General features: G+C 72.0%; 18 protein-coding genes. 9 read left to right on the forward strand and 9 right to left on the reverse strand.

The features are described 5' to 3' along the window. Nucleotides 1-3: 3 nt before the first annotated feature. The 5 genes from RT2_RS15880 to RT2_RS15900 all read right to left on the reverse strand — a co-directional run bounded on the left by RT2_RS15880 (nt 4) and on the right by RT2_RS15900 (nt 3,239). Nucleotides 4-495 (reverse strand): hypothetical protein, encoded by a 492-nt coding sequence (locus RT2_RS15880; protein ID WP_072845784.1) that lies wholly within the window; start codon nt 493-495, stop codon nt 4-6. A 5-nt stretch (nt 496-500) separates the two neighbouring features. Beyond that, nucleotides 501-716, reverse strand: a complete 216-nt coding sequence (locus RT2_RS15885) for a helix-turn-helix transcriptional regulator (RefSeq protein ID WP_072845762.1) — start codon at nt 714-716, stop codon at nt 501-503. Between the two features lie 61 nt (nt 717-777). Continuing rightward, the gene (locus tag RT2_RS15890; protein ID WP_245709481.1) at nt 778-1,323 is read right to left on the reverse strand and encodes a hypothetical protein; all 546 of its coding nucleotides are present in this window, start codon (nt 1,321-1,323) and stop codon (nt 778-780) included. A gap of 39 nt (nt 1,324-1,362) precedes the next feature. Beyond that, nucleotides 1,363-2,001, reverse strand: a complete 639-nt coding sequence (locus tag RT2_RS15895; protein WP_072845763.1) for a response regulator transcription factor — start codon at nt 1,999-2,001, stop codon at nt 1,363-1,365. Continuing rightward, nucleotides 1,989-3,239 (reverse strand): sensor histidine kinase, encoded by a 1,251-nt coding sequence (locus RT2_RS15900; RefSeq protein WP_072845764.1) that lies wholly within the window; start codon nt 3,237-3,239, stop codon nt 1,989-1,991. Before RT2_RS15900 ends, RT2_RS15895 begins: the two co-directional genes overlap by 13 nt. Before the next feature lie 110 nt (nt 3,240-3,349). Between RT2_RS15900 and RT2_RS15905 the strand changes: the two genes are divergently transcribed. From RT2_RS15905 to RT2_RS15920, 4 genes are all read left to right on the forward strand, one after another. Further along, nucleotides 3,350-4,126 (forward strand): ABC transporter ATP-binding protein, encoded by a 777-nt coding sequence (locus tag RT2_RS15905; protein ID WP_371851173.1) that lies wholly within the window; start codon nt 3,350-3,352, stop codon nt 4,124-4,126. After that, entirely contained in the window at nt 4,123-6,615 is a 2,493-nt protein-coding gene (locus tag RT2_RS15910; protein WP_245709480.1) for an ABC transporter permease, read from the forward strand. The genes RT2_RS15905 and RT2_RS15910 overlap by 4 nt, the downstream gene beginning before the upstream one ends. A gap of 50 nt (nt 6,616-6,665) precedes the next feature. Further along, on the forward strand, nt 6,666-6,962 hold the full coding sequence (locus RT2_RS15915; RefSeq protein WP_072845767.1) for a DUF2470 domain-containing protein: 297 nt from the start codon (nt 6,666-6,668) through the stop codon (nt 6,960-6,962). 75 nt (nt 6,963-7,037) lie between these two features. Further along, nucleotides 7,038-8,303 carry an MFS transporter gene (locus RT2_RS15920; protein ID WP_072845768.1) on the forward strand — a complete coding sequence of 422 codons (1,266 nt, stop codon included), beginning with the start codon at nt 7,038-7,040 and terminating at the stop codon, nt 8,301-8,303. Nucleotides 8,304-8,338: 35 nt separating this feature from the next. Here RT2_RS15920 and RT2_RS15925 read toward each other — a convergent pair whose 3' ends face one another. Beyond that, a complete protein-coding gene (locus RT2_RS15925; protein WP_072845769.1) occupies nt 8,339-8,773 on the reverse strand; it encodes a hypothetical protein in 435 nt (144 codons plus the stop codon). Nucleotides 8,774-8,821: 48 nt separating this feature from the next. Then, nucleotides 8,822-10,375, reverse strand: coding sequence for a carboxylesterase/lipase family protein (locus RT2_RS15930; RefSeq protein ID WP_092776346.1), 1,554 nt, complete (start codon nt 10,373-10,375; stop codon nt 8,822-8,824). Between the two features lie 225 nt (nt 10,376-10,600). Between RT2_RS15930 and RT2_RS15935 the strand changes: the two genes are divergently transcribed. From RT2_RS15935 to RT2_RS26475, 5 genes are all read left to right on the forward strand, one after another. Beyond that, nucleotides 10,601-11,416 (forward strand): SDR family NAD(P)-dependent oxidoreductase, encoded by an 816-nt coding sequence (locus RT2_RS15935; protein WP_371851174.1) that lies wholly within the window; start codon nt 10,601-10,603, stop codon nt 11,414-11,416. Nucleotides 11,417-11,436: 20 nt separating this feature from the next. Beyond that, nucleotides 11,437-12,348 carry a TIGR03619 family F420-dependent LLM class oxidoreductase gene (locus tag RT2_RS15940; protein WP_072845787.1) on the forward strand — a complete coding sequence of 304 codons (912 nt, stop codon included), beginning with the start codon at nt 11,437-11,439 and terminating at the stop codon, nt 12,346-12,348. 21 nt (nt 12,349-12,369) lie between these two features. Then, entirely contained in the window at nt 12,370-12,642 is a 273-nt protein-coding gene (locus RT2_RS26750) for a DUF8808 domain-containing protein (RefSeq protein WP_307718217.1), read from the forward strand. A 219-nt stretch (nt 12,643-12,861) separates the two neighbouring features. Next, entirely contained in the window at nt 12,862-13,284 is a 423-nt protein-coding gene (locus tag RT2_RS26755; RefSeq protein WP_307718218.1) for an HNH endonuclease domain-containing protein, read from the forward strand. 20 nt (nt 13,285-13,304) lie between these two features. Continuing rightward, nucleotides 13,305-13,892 (forward strand): hypothetical protein, encoded by a 588-nt coding sequence (locus tag RT2_RS26475; protein ID WP_245709479.1) that lies wholly within the window; start codon nt 13,305-13,307, stop codon nt 13,890-13,892. Between the two features lie 33 nt (nt 13,893-13,925). On the opposite strand, the gene RT2_RS15955 is transcribed toward RT2_RS26475, so the two are convergent. Beyond that, complete coding sequence (locus RT2_RS15955; protein WP_072845771.1) at nt 13,926-15,704, reverse strand: AMP-dependent synthetase/ligase; 1,779 nt, start codon at nt 15,702-15,704, stop codon at nt 13,926-13,928. After that, the gene (locus RT2_RS15960; RefSeq protein WP_072845772.1) at nt 15,697-16,179 is read right to left on the reverse strand and encodes a MarR family winged helix-turn-helix transcriptional regulator; all 483 of its coding nucleotides are present in this window, start codon (nt 16,177-16,179) and stop codon (nt 15,697-15,699) included. Before RT2_RS15960 ends, RT2_RS15955 begins: the two co-directional genes overlap by 8 nt. Nucleotides 16,180-16,323: the final 144 nt, after the last annotated feature.

Genomic DNA, 16,323 nt, shown 5'->3' on the forward strand with positions numbered 1-16,323 from the left:
GCGTCAGACCAGGTCCTCGGCGGCCTCGAACCGGGCCTGACGCCGCTGCTTCGCGCGGACCACCAGCGCCGCCCCGGCGATTCCGACGGCCGCGCCCACCGCCGCACCGGACCAGGTGGACGCGCCGTCCTGCGCGCCCGCAACGACCAGTCGGTCGATCAGGCCGACCACCCCGACCGCGTACAACGCCCCGGCGAGGAACAGCCGCGGGCGCACGCGGAAGGCGGTGGCATGCAGGTCGACGTGGCGTCGGCGCGCGAATTCGATCGTGGCAATCGAGATCACGGCGGCGGCGACGAGCAGCCCGAGCCCGATCCAGGCGCCGGTTCGCCCGGCCACCCAGGGCAGCACCGCGGCCGCGGCGAGGGCCGCCCACAAGAAGAGCTGGAAGCCGACCGCCGCCGCCTCGTTCCACACGTCCCGCTGCCGCTCGTCGAGGTAGAACTCGTCGTCCAGGTCGCCGACCGAACGCATGGCCCGTTCGAACGCACTCATCGTCATCACTCCTCGGTCGTCAGCGGAAACAGGTCTTCGACGGTGGCGCCGAGCACCCTCGCCAGGCGCAGCGCCAGGTACACGCTCGGCGCGTAGTCGCCACGTTCGACGGACACGATGGACTGCCGACTGACCCCGCCCGCCTGGGCGAGCTGTGCCTGGGTGATCCCGGCCTGCTTGCGGTGCTCGCGCACCCGGTTGTCCCGCGGTGTTCCGGACATACAAGAAGTAAAGAACACTTGTCATTTGTATGTCAAGAATTCTTTACATAGGCCGCGGGTCTCACCCACCGACCGGCGCGCCCAGCACCTTCCCGGCGGACGGCCAGAACGGCAGCCCGGCAAAGAATGTCGCCCCCGCCGCGATCACCGCGACCGCGGCGTCGACACTCGTGCGGCCTTCCTTGGCCCAGTACACGTCCTCGAGGTCCAGCAACAGCGCCAGCTCGTCGACGATCAACGCGCCGCCCGAGCCGTAGGCGATCGCCACCGCCGGGTGCCGCCGGTCCTTCTCGGAGCCTCGGGTGGCCACCGCACCGACCGCGCCGAGCAGCGCGATGCCGATGTTGTAGTGGTGGAAGTGGCGTCCGCCCAGGCTGATTCCGCCACCGGCCGGTCCGTGCCCCGCCCGGATCCAGTGCGTCAGCACCCGGACCGACCCGAAGGTCGCGGTGAAGGCGGCCCAGGAGATGACGGCCGACTGCTCGCTGGGGTCGAGCCGGTGGTGCCATTCGTGGCGCAGTCGGTCCCACCGGGTCTTCTTGACGCCGTTCTCGCTCGGGATGCCGGCATCGGGTGCGACGCCGGACAGGCCGCGGTGATCGGACATGGCACTCCCTCGGTTCGGGACGACCATCCGACCGTACGACTACCCCCGCAGGTAAGCCAGCACCGCCAGCACCCGGCGGTGTCCGCTGTCGGCCGCGGACAACCCGAGCTTGGCGAAGATGTTGCCGATGTGCTTGCTCACCGCGGTCTCGCTGACCACCAGCCGCGCCGCGATGGTGGTGTTGTCCAGGCCCTCCGCCATCAGTCCCAGCACCTCGGTCTCGCGCGGGGTGAGCGAGCGGATCGGGTCGTCGGCGCGGCGCCGGCTCATCAGCTGCGAGATCACCTCGGGGTCCATCACGGTGCCACCGTCCGCGACGCGCCGCAGTGCGTCGACGAACTCCGCAACCTTGCCGACCCGCTCCTTGAGCAGGTAGCCCAGGCCGTGGGCGCCGTCCGCGAGCAGCCCACCGGCGTACCGGTCCTCGACGTACGCGGAGAGCACCAGGACCGGGAACCCCGGTCGACGCCGCCGGGCCTCCGCCGCCGCCTGCAGCCCCTCGTTGGTGAACGTCGGCGGCATCCGCACGTCGAGCACCGCGGCATCCACCGAGTCCAACACCTCGAGGAAGCCGTCCGCATTGTCCACCGCCGCAACGACATCGAATCCCTCGCTGCGCAGCAGCAGGGCGAGGCCCTCCCTCAGCAGCGCGTCGTCCTCCGCGATCACGATCCGCACGGCAACTCCACTCTCAACGTCGTCGGCCCACCGTCGGGGCTCACCAGTTCCACGCTTCCCTCGAAAGCCTCTGCCCGACGCCGGATCCCGGCCAGGCCGCCGCCCGCACGTGCGGCGGCGCCGCCCCGCCCGTCGTCGGCGACCACGATCCGCAGCACCTCGCCGGACGGGCCGACGTCGGTGGTCGCGGTGAGGACGACCCGGCCCGCCCCGCTGTGCTTGGCGACGTTCGTCAGCCCCTCCGCCGCCACGAAGTACGCGGCCGACTCCACCGCCGCGGGCGCCCGGCGCAGGCCGTCGACGTCGAGTGCGCACGGCACCGGGCATCGGCCGGCCAGCGCCGACAACGCGCCGTCGAGACCGAGCTCGTCGAGGATCGGTGGGTAGATGTCGTGGACCAGGGTGCGCAGCCCGGCTAGCGCGTCGGTGGCGGCGTCCTGCGCCCGGCGCAGTTGCGGCAGCGCCTGTTCCGGGTTCGTCGTCAGGGACCGCTCCGCGATGCCGAGCATCATCACCACCCCCACCAGCTTGTTCTGCGCGCCGTCGTGCAGGTCCCGCTCGATCCGTCGCAGCTCCGCGGCGTGCGCGTCGAGGGCCGCGGCGCGACTCGCGGTCAGCGCGCTCACCCGCTGCGCCAGCTGCGACGCCCGGGTCGGGGCCAGCAGTCGCAGCGTCACCGCGCACATCCCGCGCGCCATCGCCGGCACCAGCCACAGCGCGACCGCGGCGTACCCGAGGCCGATCAGCGGCATCGCCGCCGCGCCCCACCACGAGGTCACCGGGTACAGGTTGCTCACCGGCTCGTCCGCCGGCATCGCCTGCCAGTACGCGGGGACGAGCAGGGAGTTCAGTGCGCCGGCCGGGAGTCCGACGGCGAGCAGCGCCGCGGCCGGCGCGACCAGTGCGTGCACGGCCACCCAGCCCGCGTCCCGCAGCGTCGACGGCGCACTGACCAGTCGTCGCAGGTCCTCGAACGTCGGGTCGGCCGGGATCGGCGGGTACCGCTCGCCCACCGGTTCCCCGGTGAACCGTCCCGCCCGTTGCCGCGCCAGCGCCGTCCACCCGCGCAACGCCCGCACCGCCGTCGGCGCGACCAACCAGCCGGGTCCGAGCAGCAGGAACGGCGCCAGCACCAAACCGGCGATCAGCATCAGCAGCGACACCGTCCCGGCGACGCCCTCGACCACCAGGTAGGCGAGCGCCCGCCCCCACCGCCGCAGTCGTGCGCTCGTAGTCATGGCCCCAGCATGCCCCACCCGTTCGGCCGTGTCGGTACAGCCAGCTACACCATGGATCCGGTAGTCCGCCGGATCGAGACCCGCCCACGCCGTCAATAGCGTTGGTGCCCATGACGACACAAGCCATGCCGACCGCCGCGGCGCGTCCCGTGCCGGGCCCGCCCACCGCCATCCGCCTCGACGGCGTCACCAAGAAGTACGGTGCCGGCGGCGGTGCCGTCACCGCGCTGCGCGGGGTCAGCCTCGCCCTGCCCCGCGGCGCCTTCACCGCGGTCATGGGTCCGTCCGGCTCCGGCAAGAGCACCTTCCTGCACTGCGCGGCCGGCCTCGACCGGCCGACCACCGGGTCCGTGTGGCTCGGCGACACCGACATCTCCCGGCTGAAACCGAAGGCCCTGACCGTGTTCCGGCGCGATCACGTCGGCTTCGTGTTCCAGGCCTACAACCTGCTGCCCGCGCTGTCGGTGGAGCAGAACATCACCCTGCCACTGCTCCTCGCCGGCCGGGAGGCCGACCACGGCTGGCTCGACTTCGTGGTCGGTGCCGTCGGTCTCGCCGACTTCCGCGGGCGACGACCAGCGGAACTGTCCGGCGGTCAGCAGCAGCGGGTCGCCATTGCCCGCGCGCTGGTGACCCGGCCGAACGCCGTCTTCGCCGACGAGCCGACCGGTGCGCTGGACTCGCGGACCGGCCGGCAGGTACTGGAACTGCTGGGCCGCACCGCCCGCGAACTAGACCAGACCGTGGTGATGGTGACCCACGACCCGGTCGCCGCGTCCCACGCGGACCGGGTGCTCTTCCTCGCCGACGGCGCCTTCGTCGGTCACCTCGACCGTCCGAGCGCGCAGCAGGTCGCCGACCACATGACCCACCTCGGGGAGTGGTGACCGTGCGGAGGTCGTCGGTGACGACGCTGGCCGGTGCGAACATCCGGCGCCATCGCGGCGGGTTCGCCGGCATGTTCGTCGCCGTGTTCTTCGCGGCCCTGCTGGTGACCGGGTTGGGGGTGCTGATCGAGTCCGGGATCCGCGGCGGCGTCGAGCCACAGCGGTACGCGGGCGCCGACGTCGTCGTCGGCGGCCGGCAGAGCCTCGACGTCAGGGAGGACATCGACCAGCCGTTCGCGGAACGGGCACCGCTGGCGGCGGGCACCGCCGCGGACCTGGCCGCTCTCCCCGGGGTGGCGCGGGCCGTCGCCGACGTCACGGTCCCGCTGACCTGGTCCGGCAGGCCGGTCGAGGCACACGGTTGGGGCTCGGCGGCGTTGACGCCGTACGCGATTCGTGACGGCCGGGCGCCGGAAGGCCCGCGCGAGGTCGTCGTCGACGACGCCCAGCCGGCCCGGGTCGGCGACCAGGTTCCGTTGGCGCACGGCGGGATCACCGCCGACTACACGGTGGTCGGTGTCGCGGCGGCTAGCGCGGGAACGAGCCCCGACCGCGCCGCGCACGTCTTCCTCACCGACCAGCGGGCCGGCGCGCTCTCGCCGCACCCCGACCGGGTCGCGGCCGTCGGGGTGACCGGCCGTGACGGGATCTCGGCAGACGCCCTGGCCGACACGATCCGCCAGCGCCTGCCCGAGGTGGACGTGCACACAGGCCGGGCTCGCGGGGACGCCGAGTTCCTCGACTCCGGCGGCGCACGAACTGAACTGGCGATGATCGGCGCCTCGTTCGCCGGCACCGCGGTGCTGATCGCGATGTTCGTGGTGGCGAGCACCCTGTCGCTGTCCATCCAGCAGCGCCGTCGGGAGTTCGCGCTGCTGCGGGCGGTCGGTGCGACGCCGGGGCAGATCCACCGACTGGTCGGCCGCGAGGTGATGCTGGTCGCGGGCGTCGCCGCCGCGGCGGGCGCCCTCCCCGGGTTCCTGCTCGCCGGGTGGCTTCGGGCGCGGTTCGCGGGTGCGGGAATCCTGCCGGCCGACTTCGCCCTGGCCTTCAGCCCGCTGCCGGCGCTCGCGGCGGTGGTGCTCAGCGTCGCGACCGCACGCGTGGCCGCAGCCGTCGCGGCGCGAAGGCCGGCCCGGATCAACCCGGTCGACGCCCTGCAGGAGGCGTCGGTGACCCCGGCCGGCCTCGGTCGCGGACGGGTGGTCACCGGACTCGCGCTCGGCGTCGCCGGGCTCACCGTCTCGCTGCTGCCCGCCGTGGTGCCGGGCGAGGCGGCCCTGGCCGGAGCCGGGAGTTCGGCTGTGCTGCTGATGATCTCGGTGGCGCTGCTCGGGCCGCGGCTGGTCACCGGTGCGATCGCCCTGCTCGGCGGCCCGCTGCGCCGTTCGGGTTCACCGGCGCTGTTCCTGGCGGCCGCGAACACCCGTGGCAACGCCCGGCGCCTCGCCTCCGCGATCACCCCGCTCGCCCTCGCGATCGCGATCGGGTCGGTGCAGATCTTCGCCTCGAGCACGGTGGCGGCGGAGGCAGGCGTCCAGTCGAGGGAGGGCGTCACCGCGGACCTCCTGGTCACCGGCGGGGCGGGCGGCCTCTCCCCCGACGCCGTCGACGCGATCGCGCGGACACCCGGGGTGCAGGCGGCAAATCCGGTGGCCCGCAGCCAGGCGTACTTCACCCGTCAGGAAGGCGACACGACCAGCACCCTGCCGTACGCGGTGCAGGGCGTCGACCCGGTGGCGACCGCGTCGACGATGGACCTGAAGGTGGTCAGCGGTGACATCGCGGCCCTCGCGGGCCCGGACACCGTGGCGCTGAGCGTCGATGCCGCGCAGTCGGCGGGCGCGCGGGTGGGCGACGCGGTTCCGCTGCGCCTCGGCGACGGCACCCCGATCGCGCCGACGCTGGTCGCCACCTACGGACGCGGCCTCGGCTTCGGCGACGTCACGCTGGCGAACGAGACGGTCCGCGCCCACACCACCGCCGGCCTCGACGACTACGTGCTCGTCCGCACCGAAGCGGGCCGGCAGTCCGAGGCGGACGCGGCGCTGACCACGGCGGGATTCGTCACGACCGACCGGGACGGGCTGGGCGCCGCCGGTGCGGCCGAGCGCGATGCGCAGTCTTGGACCAGCCTGATCGCACTGTCGGTGCTGCTGGCGTACCTGGCGGTCGCGGTGGTCAACACCTTGGTCATGGCGACGGCCGAACGCGGCCGCGAGTTCGCGCTGCTGCGCATGGTCGGGTCGAGCCGGCGGCAGGTGCGGGCGATGATGCGCACCGAGGCGGTGATGGTGACCGTGATCGCGTCGGTGGTCGGCACCGCGATCGCGGTGCCGCCGCTGGTCGGCGTCAGCATCGGAGTGTCGGGGCAGCCGGTGCCGGCGGTCTCCCTCGCTGTCTACGCCGCCATCGTGGGCACCACCGTCCTGCTGGGGCTGGTCGCCATCGCGGTCCCGACCCGCACGGCGCTGCGCCGGCACGGCTGACCCGCGAGGTCGGTGCGGGTCCGCGGCCCGCACCGACCTAGGCTCCGACCATGACCTCCTTCGACGACTCCGTCATCGCCGCCGTCACCGGCCACATGAACGGCGACCACACCGCCGACAACCTGCTCATCGTGCGCGCCTTCGGCGAGCCGTCCGCGACCGCGGCTCGGATGACCGGACTGGACACCGAGGCCGGCGAGTGGGCGGCCGAGGTGGACGGCGCCGAGACGACGGTGCGGGTGCCGTGGCTGGGTCCGGTCACCGATCGCGGCTCGATCCGCACGGAGGTGGTCGCGCTCTACCAGGCGGCGTGCGAACGGCTCGGTGTGCAGCCCGGTACGCACTGACGAAAAGTCGGTCGCGCGGCCGCGGCGGGACCGCTAGCGTCGGGTCATGTCTCCCCCGTCCTGAAGGAACCCGACATGACTGCGACGACGGCCACCGCCGCCCGCCGGTTCGGTCCGCTGGCCCTGATCAACCTGGCGACGCTGCTGTCGGCAACCGGCAACGGCATCACCATCGTCGCGTTGCCGTGGCTGGTGCTCGAGCGCACCGGGCGGGCCACCGACGCGGCGATCGTCGCGGGTGCGGCCACCCTGCCGCTGCTGCTGTCGAGCCTGTTCTCCGGGACCGTGGTGGACCGGTTCGGCCGCCGTCGCACCTCCCTGGTCTCCGACTTCCTGTCCGCGGTCTCGGTGTCGCTGATCCCGCTGATGGCGGCGACGGCGGGCCTGTCGGTGCCGGTGCTCGCGGCCCTGGCGGCGCTCGGGGCGACCTTCGACCCGGCCGGCATCGCGGCCCGCGAGTCCATGCTCCCGGCCGCGACCAAGGAGGCCCGCTGGTCGCTGGACCGCGCGAACAGCCTGTACGAGGCGAACTACAACGTCGCGTACCTGATCGGCCCCGGCGTGGGCGGCGTGCTGATCGCGACGGTCGGCGCGGTGAACACCCTGTGGGTGACCGCGGCCTGCTTCCTCGCGTCGATCGTCACCATCGCGTTCCTGCGCCTCGACGGCGCCGGGAAGCCCGATCGCGAGACCCGGCCGGAGTCGATGTGGACCGGGACCCTCGACGGGCTGAAGTTCGTCTGGCACAACAGGTTGCTACGCACCCTCGCCCTGGTCGACATGGCAGTCGTCGCGCTGTACATGCCGGTCGAGAGCGTGCTGTTCCCCGCGTACTTCACCGAACTCGACCAACCGGCCCAACTCGGCTGGGTGCTGATGGCGATGGCCGTCGGCGGCGTGATCGGCGCGCTCGCCTACGGAGCGCTCGCCGCGCACGTCCGCCGCCGCACGCTGATGCTGCTGGCCGTCACCGCGCTGGGACTGTGCATGGTCGGCATGGCGTTCCTGCCCCCGTTGTGGGTGTTGCTCACCCTGGCGCTGATGGTCGGGCTGGTGTTCGGCCCCGTCGGGCCGATCGCGAACTACGCCATGCAGACCCGAAGCCCGGAGCACATGCGCGGCCGGGTGGTCGGCGTGATGACCTCGACGGCGTACGCGGCCGGACCGCTCGGCTACCTGCTGGCGGGCCCGCTGATCGACTCGGTCGGTATCCGCACCACGTTCTTCGTGCTGGCCATCCCGGTGGTGGGGATCGCGGCGGTCTGCTTCGGCCTGCCCGCGCTGCGCGAACTCGACGCGTTGGTCGTCGAATCCGAGGTCGCCCATTCGTACCGAGAGTGAGGCGCCGGTGTCCGGCCGCGGCCGACGGGTTCGGGTCAGCGGCTGACGACCAGCAGGAACCCGCCGCCGCCCGGCTCGATCTTCGTCTCGAGTGTCAGCTCCGGCGCCAGCCGCGAGAGCCGGTCGAGCAGCCAGTCGGAGGCGTCCTGCGCGTCCGACTTCGAGGGGCAGCGGGCCACGGCCACCCGCCCCGGCTTGCGGGTGAGCTGCTCGACCACGCCGATGATCGGCGCCGGATCGATCACGAACAACGCGTCCGACCAGGGCACCACGGGCTTCACCGCGCCCTTCTTGGTGTTGCAGGCGCGGTGCGCCAGGCGCTCCGGGCCGCCCTTGCCCTTCTTTGCCGTGTTGATGCTGTCGATGCTCGGGCCCCGCGGGTCGTTGACCGACATGTCCGGATCCACCGGCTCGTCACACAACCAGCAGCGCCACGACTCGCGTTCGCCGACCTCGTCCATCTTGCTCATGTGTACGACGCTACTTCACCTGGCGAGCGGCGACCCCGTCCGGCGAGGTCAGCGGAACGCCATCACCCGGTCGCCCCACGCCTCCCGCAACCCCCGGTCCGGGTCACTGGCCAGGGTGTCGGTCTTGTCGATCAGCAGCGTGGCCCGGCCCTCCTCGCGATACGGCGCCCAGTGCTTCGAGGCGTCCAGCGCCGCCGGCACGCCGTACCGCGCGAACGCCAGCCAGCGCCGCTGCATCCGCCCGGACACCTCGAGCGCGACCTTCCGGCCGCCGAGCCAGAACGTCGGGTCCGGGGCGAAGGCGCCGAAGGTGCCGAACACGTACGGCAGCTCGGTCGCGTGGGTGGCACCCACCCGGGCGGCGCGGAGCATCGGGGTGGCCTGGTCGAAGCGGTACACCCAGGTCGGCGAGTGCCGGCTGTGCGCGTCCGCGATCCACAGGCACGGCATCCGGAACGCCGCGTCCGTCGAGACAGCCAGCGCGCCACTGGTTTTCGACCAGTCCGGGTACGCCGAGATGATGTCGGCCACCCGGATCGCGGGCAGGTTCGGATGGTCCGCGGCGATGGCGGTGAACATCTGGTTCACCGCGTCCGAGGTCACCGGCATGATCGGTGACCGGGACAGACGGAACAACGACGCCTCGTCCTTGTTGGTGCCGATGATCAGCGGGATCCGGTGCGCGAATCCCTTCCGGAAGGCCGAAACCGGGTACCGCGGCACCAGGTCTCCGTCGACCACCGGTGCCATCGCCAGGGTGCCCGGGACCGAGGTCGAGACCGTGCCGAGCAGGGTGTCACCCGCCGAGATCAGGTCCTCGAGCGGTAGCTCGAAGAGCCGGTCGGCGTCCGCCGCGTCCACTCCGACCAGTTCGAGGTATCGGGCCGCGACGCTCGCCGCCCGATCCGCGCCGTACACCGACGTGGCCGGCGAGCTCTGGGCGATCGCGCGATGGAAGAGTCCCTCGGCCCGCGGGGAGGTCATCAGCGTGGTGACCGAACCGGCGCCCGAGGACTCCCCGAACAGCGTCACGTTCCCGGGGTCCCCGCCGAAGGCGGCGATGCTTTCGCGCACCCACTCGAGCGCGACCACCTGGTCGCGCAGCCCGACGTTGGTCTCGAAGTGGCGATCCCCGTCGGAGAAGGAGGACAAGTCCAGGAAGCCGAGCACCCCGAGCCGGTAGTTGAGCGTGACCACCACCAGGTCGCCGAGTTCCGCGAGCCGGCGACCGTCGTAGAGCCGCTGCGAAGCGGATCCGACGCAGTAGGCGCCGCCGTGGATCCACACCATCACCGGTCTCGGGGTGCCGTCCGGGCGTGGCGCCCACACGTTCACCGACAGACAGTCCTCGTCGGCGCCGATGCCCGGCTCCATCGGGACCTGTATTGCCTTGGCCTGCGGCGCGGTCGGACCGAAGTCCCGGCAGTCCAGCTCACCCTCCCAGGGCTCGGGCGCCAGCGCCTCCCGGAAGCGCCGCGCCACCCCGGCCGACGCATACGGGATCCCCTTCCAGGCGTAGACCCCGCCGTCGACGTGTCCGCGGACGTCGCCGTCCCGGGTCCGGACGGTCAACGTCTGCTCGCCTGTCGCGCTCGTGTCCAGCTCGGTCCGCACGGCCGCCTCCTGGTGGCTGGGGAAGATTCCTGGTCCTTCGCCTGGCTCCACTGTCAATCCTCCGCCAACGTACCAAGGCGGGGTGACATCTCCGTGGCACCGACCTTCCCGCCACGGCGCCCACCAGCGGAAACCGTCCTCGACCGCCACCGTTCTCCCGCTGGGCGAGACTCCCCTCACAGTCCGGGCCGCCGACGGCGTGAAATGACACCCATGTCGTTGCGTTCCGCATTCAGTCCAGGCGCCATGCTCGTCGGGCGCCGAGCCGTCGTGACCGGCGGGGCGGCCGGCATCGGCGCGGCCGTGGCCCGGTCGTTCGCCGCCCACGGGGCACACGTCCTGGTCGCCGACGTCGACCCCGTCGGCGACCTCGAGTTCGACGGCACCGCGGGCGGCTCGGTCGCCTCGGTCCGTTGCGACGTGCGGGACGAGGCGGCCTACGAGACTCTGGTCGCGCACCGCCCCGACATCCTGGTCAACAACGTCGGGCACTACCTGCGCGCGCCCCACCCGTTCGCGGCGAACAGCCCGGACCTGTGGCACGACCTGCACGAGGTGAACCTCGGCCACGCGCTGCGACTGACCCACGCGGTGCTGCCGGGGATGGCCGACCGCGGCGGCGGGTCGGTCGTCAACCTCACCACCGTCGAGGCGCACCGGGCGATGCCCGGGCACACCGTGTACTCCGCCTACAAGTCCGCGCTCATGCAGTTCACCAGGTCGCTCTCCGCCGAGGTCGGGCCGGCCGGGATCCGCGTCAACGCCGTCGCGCCGGACCTGATCGAGTCGGTGCAGGTGCCCTACGACGAACTGGTACCGACCGAGCAGCGCGCGCTGTGGCCGAACTGGTCGCCGCTCGGCGGCCCCGGCCAACCCGAGGACGTGGCCGGCGCGGCCCTGTTCCTGGCCTCCGACCTGTCCCGGTTCGTCACCGGCAGCACCATCCACGTCGACGGCGGCACCCACGCCTCCGGCGGCTGGGTGCCCCGTGCCACCGGCGGCTGGACCAACCGCCCGCTCAATCCGTGAACCACCTCGGAAGGACTGTCGTGCCCACGCTCAGCCTGAACGTCCCGAACTTCGGGAACCTGCTCGCCACCGATGACTTCGAGCACCTGCTGGCGGTGTGCCGCGCGGCCGACGCCGCGGGCGTGGACCGTCTGCTGGTCACCGACCACGTGGTGATGGGCCCGGACACCAGCGCCTACTCGTGGGGCCCCTTCCCGACCGACCCGGACGCACCGTGGCTCGAACCGATGACCGTGCTCGCCCTCGTCGCCGGCCAGACCAGCCGGATCCGGCTCGGCACCGGCATCGTGATCGCGGCGTTGCGGGGCGGGGCGATGCTGGCGAAGACGGCCGCCACCCTGGACCTGCTGTCCGGCGGCCGCCTCGACCTCGGCGTCGGGACCGGCTGGCAGGCAAAGGAGTACGAGGCTGCGGGGCTCGACTTCGCCAAGCGTGGTCCGCTCCTCGACGACACCCTCGCCGTATGCCGCGCGCTGTGGGACGGCCCCCCGGCGGCGGTCGACCGCCCGGGCATCTCGTTCTCCGAGGCCTACTGCTCCCCGCGTCCCGCCGCCGGACGGCGCATCCCGGTCTGGGTGTCTGGCACCCTTTCGAAGCCGGTGGTGCGCCGGCTCACCACCTGGGGCGACGGCTGGATTCCCATCATGGGCGCCACCAACGACGACCTCGCCGCCGGAATCGGTTTGCTGCACGCCGCTTTCACCGCGGCCGGTCGGGACCCTGAGGAACTGCAGGTGCGTGGTCGCCTGACCGTCGAGCGGGACCCGGACGGCGGCATCGACCTGCCGTCGACGATCGCGAACGCCGCGGCCCAGATCGCTCTCGGCGTCACCGACGTAGTGGTCGCGCTGCAGGCCCTGGACGCCGACCCCGACGTCGCCGTCGCCGTGCTGCCGGACCTGGTCGCCGCGTTCCGGGCGGAGTTCGGGTAGCCGCCCGCCTAGGGTTACAGCGTGAGCAGCGCCGATCCCACCATGACGTTCGCGCAGCGGCTCGTCGCCCTGCTCGAGAGCGGACGCCGCGAGTCGACGTACAAGCTGGCCGTGGTCCTGGCACTTATCGACGTCTGCGTGGAGTCCTCCCAAGCCGCGGACGGCGCGCTGCACGTCCCGGTACAGGAACTGGCACACCGGGTGGTCTCGTACTACTGGCCGCAGGTCCGCCCGTATCACGAGCACGGCCGGCTCGCCCAGCTGAAGGGCTCCGGAAGCTCGATCCCCGACTAGGTCGCCGCGCTGCGAGACATCCTCGCCGGCAAGAGAATTCGTAGTGCCGAGGCGGCGAGGGAGGCGGAGGACCCCGACTACCTGCGGGCCGTCCGACGGATCGAGCAGCGCCTCGCGCAGCAGCCCCTCACACACCTGCAGACGCCGCCGTCCCGCGGCGCCCCGCTGGACGACCAGCACTTCATCTTCGACGCCACCGGCCTGCACAAGAAGATCACCATGGCCGAACTGTCCGCCCACGGCCCCATCGTGCTGCGGCCCGGTGTCGCCCGGGCGTTCCGCGACCTCGCTCCGCTGCTGCGGCCGATGGTCGAGATGCTCTGGGTGGCCGATCGCCCGATCACCACCGGCGGACACGTCGACCACGTGCTGCCCTGGTCGAAGGTCCCGATCGACGGCGTCGCGAACCTCGTCCTGGCCGACGAGCGATGCAATCTGGACAAGTTGGCCAGTCTCCCGGTGTTCGAGCACGTCACCAGGGCCACGACGAGGCCGCGCGACGATCTGGTCGAGGTGTCGCGGCGGGCCCGGTTCCCGGTGCTGCTGGACCGGACGCGGCGCGCGGCCGGCGGACTGTACGGTGCACTGCCACCGGGCTCGCCGCTGTGGCGGGCGGTGAAGCAGTTCGAAGCCCACCGGTAGCCGGACCTACGATGGCGGCCATGGGTGTTTCTCGAGCCGGGTGGGTACTGGCGGCGCTGGCCGCATCGATGCTGGTGTCGGCATGCGGCGACGACTCCGGCGGAGATCCTCCAATCCCGGCCCCTCCCACCACCGCCTACACCGGCCCGACCACCACGTCGGCCGCCCCGCGTTCGACCACGACGGTGGTCCCGACCACCAGTCCCGTTGCGGCACAGGTCGCGGACTACGCGGGCGATCAGACCGGGACGTACTACTTCACCAGCCCGTCGACCAAGTTCGAGTGCGCGATCATCACCGCGGCCACCCCGGTCGCCGGCTGCCACGGCGCCTTCCCTGCCGACGTGCCGCGGGTGGGCCCGCTCGGGACGGGCGGAACCCCGCTCGCGCCCAACGCCGTCCGGGTGACCTCGGACCGCGCCGGCGAGTTCGTGCACCTGGGCGATCCCGCCTTCCACCGCTTCGACGGCCCTGCCCGTGCCCTCCCCTACGGCAGCACCCTGAAGATCCAGGGGTTCACCTGCTCGGTGGACGAGCGTACCGGTGTCACGTGCGAGCGACCGGACCACGGATTCACCGTGTCCGACAGCGCGTTCCGGCTCTGGTAGGTCGCCCGCGCGGATGGGCCGCCGTGCGGCGCGTCAGACGTAGAGGCCGTCGATGTCGTCGGCGAACCGCTCGGAGACGACATTGCGCTTGATCTTCAGGGTCGCGGTGAGGTCGCCGTCCTCCTCCGTGAGGTCGCGGGGCAGCACGACGAATTTCTTGATCGCCTCCGTGTGCGAGACAGTGGAATTGGCGTCGTCGACGACCCGCTGCAGGTCTGCGAGCAGTTCCGGGTCCCGCCGCAGGTCGGAGAGGCTCTCGCCGTCTGCCTTCCCGTGCGCGGAACGCCAGCGGCCGAACTCCTCGGGGTCCACCGTGATCAGCGCACCGATGAACGGACGGGCGTCACCCACCACCACGGCCTGCGAGACCAGTGCATGCGAGCGCATCCGATCCTCGAGCGGTCCGGGCGAGACGTTCTTGCCGCCGGCCGTGACCAGCAGGTCCTTCTTGCGCCCGGTGATGGTGAGGAACCCGTCGTCGTCGAGCTCGCCCAGGTCGCCGGTGCGGAGCCAGTCGCCGTCGAATGCGTCCGCGGTCGCCAGCTCGTTGCGCCAGTAGCCGCCGAACACGACGCCGCCGGCCAGTTCGATCTCGCCGTCGGCTGCGATCCGGACGCTGTTGCCGCCCATCGGCTGTCCGACGCTGCCGATCTTCTGGGCACCCGGCACGTTGACGCAGTGGGCGGCCGTGGTCTCGGTCAGTCCGTAGCCCTCGAAGATCGGCACCCCGATGCCGCGGTAGAAGTGCCCGAGCCGCGGCATCAGGGCGCCGCCGCCGGAGATCGCCCACCAGCACTCGCCGCCGAGCACCGCGCGGAGCTTGGCGTAGACGAGGCGGTCCGCGACCAGGTGCTTGAGCCGCAGCAGCAGCGAGGGGCCGCCCTGGTCGAGCGCCTCGCTGTACTCCACCGCGGTGGACTCCGCGAAGGCGAACACCGCCTTCTTCACGGCGCCGCCGTCGGCCGCGGACTGCGCGGCGGCGTCACGCACCTTCTCGAACACGCGGGGCACGCCGAGAATCGTGTGCGGACGGAACCGGGCGAACTGGCCGACAATCGTCCCGAAGTTCGACCAGTGTGCCTGCGCCCCACCCGCCTCGAACATGGCCAGCGACACCGCCCGGGCCAGCACGTGGGCGAGGGGAAGGAAGGTGAGCATCCGGTTGCCCGGCTTCGCCACCTCGCCGATGGACGCGGAGAGGATGCCCCGCACTTCGGACAGGAAGTTCCGGTGCGTCAGGACGCAGCCCTTGGGCCGGCCCGTCGTGCCCGAGGTGTAGACCAACGACGCCAGGTCGTCGGCGCGGATCGCGTCGACGCGACGACGAACCTCGTCGTCGTCGATCTCACGTCCGGCTGCTACCAATGCCTCGACCGCGCCGTCCTCGATCTGCAGCAGTCGCACGGCCGGAGCGTCGAAAGAGCCTGCATGCGCCGCAGTCTCGACGATCGCGACCTTCGCGCCGGAATTCTCGACGATCCAGGAGATCTGCTCCGGCGAGGACGAGTCGTAGATCGGTACCGAGGCCGCGCCGGCCGCCCAGATGGCGAAGTCGAACAGCGTCCACTCGAACCGGGTCGCGGACAGCAGCAGCACCCGATCACCGGGCTCCACGCCGTACGCGATCAGGCCCTTGGCCACCCCGGTGACCAGTCGCTCGAACTCCGCGGCGGTGACGTCCGCCCACTGCTCACCGACCGGTCGGGAGAACAGGACCAGCTCGGGGTCCCTGCTGGCGTGGGTGAAGACCGTGTGGACGATGGCATCGTCGTCGGCGATGGTGAAGGTGGCGTTGGACTTGTACTCACGCACTGGTGTCATCTCCGATGGTCTCGGGTGGTGTGGACGGGGCGGGACTTGCCGTGGGCGAGCCGAGGCGGAACCGGTGGAGCAGGCGGGCGAATTCTGCAGTCTCGTCATCCGACCACGAGCGGGTACGCTCGTCGACCTCGGCGCGCCGGAGACGGTCCGCCTCCGCGAGGACGCTCGCGCCGGCATCGGTGACGCACAGCGGGTGTCCGTTGCGGATCGGACCTGACTCGGAACGGACCCAGCCGGACTCCACGCACACCCTGACCTGGCGCGAGACTGTCGAACGGTGGACGCCGAAGACGTCGGCGATCTCGGTGGCGCGGCAGCCGGAATTGCGGGCGATGTATGCGAGCACCGAATGTTGCGCGAAGGTCGGTGTCCCCTCGTCGGGACGGTCTCCGGTCATCAGCTGCCGGACCAGCTGAACGAGCTCTTCGTGTACGGCGGCGACAGCGCCGGCCGGTTCGTGTTGCACTACGCAACTATAACGCCACCGGAACCGTTCGTATCCGTGCGTACCATCACAGTCGTCGGCCGTGTGGTCTGCCGAGTGTGCACCCACCGGTGACCCCACGCGGCGTTTGCCCCCACAACTGCACACCCGACACCCGACACCCGG

This window comes from Rhodococcus tukisamuensis NBRC 100609 (assembly GCF_001894985.1).
GTDB lineage: Bacteria > Actinomycetota > Actinomycetes > Mycobacteriales > Mycobacteriaceae > Rhodococcus_G > Rhodococcus_G tukisamuensis.

Bases quoted from the DNA above. Each gene is read 5' to 3' on its own strand.
- RT2_RS15915 (WP_072845767.1), top strand. From the start codon at position 6,666: ATGACCTCCTTCGACGACTCCGTCATCGCCGCCGTCACCGGCCACATG.
- RT2_RS15880 (WP_072845784.1), bottom strand. From the start codon at position 495: ATGAGTGCGTTCGAACGGGCCATGCGTTCGGTCGGCGACCTGGACGAC.
- RT2_RS15905 (WP_371851173.1), top strand. From the start codon at position 3,350: ATGACGACACAAGCCATGCCGACCGCCGCGGCGCGTCCCGTGCCGGGC.
- RT2_RS26755 (WP_307718218.1), top strand. From the start codon at position 12,862: ATGGCCGAACTGTCCGCCCACGGCCCCATCGTGCTGCGGCCCGGTGTC.
- RT2_RS15900 (WP_072845764.1), bottom strand. From the start codon at position 3,239: ATGACTACGAGCGCACGACTGCGGCGGTGGGGGCGGGCGCTCGCCTAC.
- RT2_RS15890 (WP_245709481.1), bottom strand. From the start codon at position 1,323: ATGTCCGATCACCGCGGCCTGTCCGGCGTCGCACCCGATGCCGGCATC.
- RT2_RS15935 (WP_371851174.1), top strand. From the start codon at position 10,601: ATGTCGTTGCGTTCCGCATTCAGTCCAGGCGCCATGCTCGTCGGGCGC.
- RT2_RS15920 (WP_072845768.1), top strand. From the start codon at position 7,038: ATGACTGCGACGACGGCCACCGCCGCCCGCCGGTTCGGTCCGCTGGCC.
- RT2_RS15925 (WP_072845769.1), bottom strand. From the start codon at position 8,773: ATGAGCAAGATGGACGAGGTCGGCGAACGCGAGTCGTGGCGCTGCTGG.
- RT2_RS26475 (WP_245709479.1), top strand. From the start codon at position 13,305: ATGGGTGTTTCTCGAGCCGGGTGGGTACTGGCGGCGCTGGCCGCATCG.
- RT2_RS15885 (WP_072845762.1), bottom strand. From the start codon at position 716: ATGTCCGGAACACCGCGGGACAACCGGGTGCGCGAGCACCGCAAGCAG.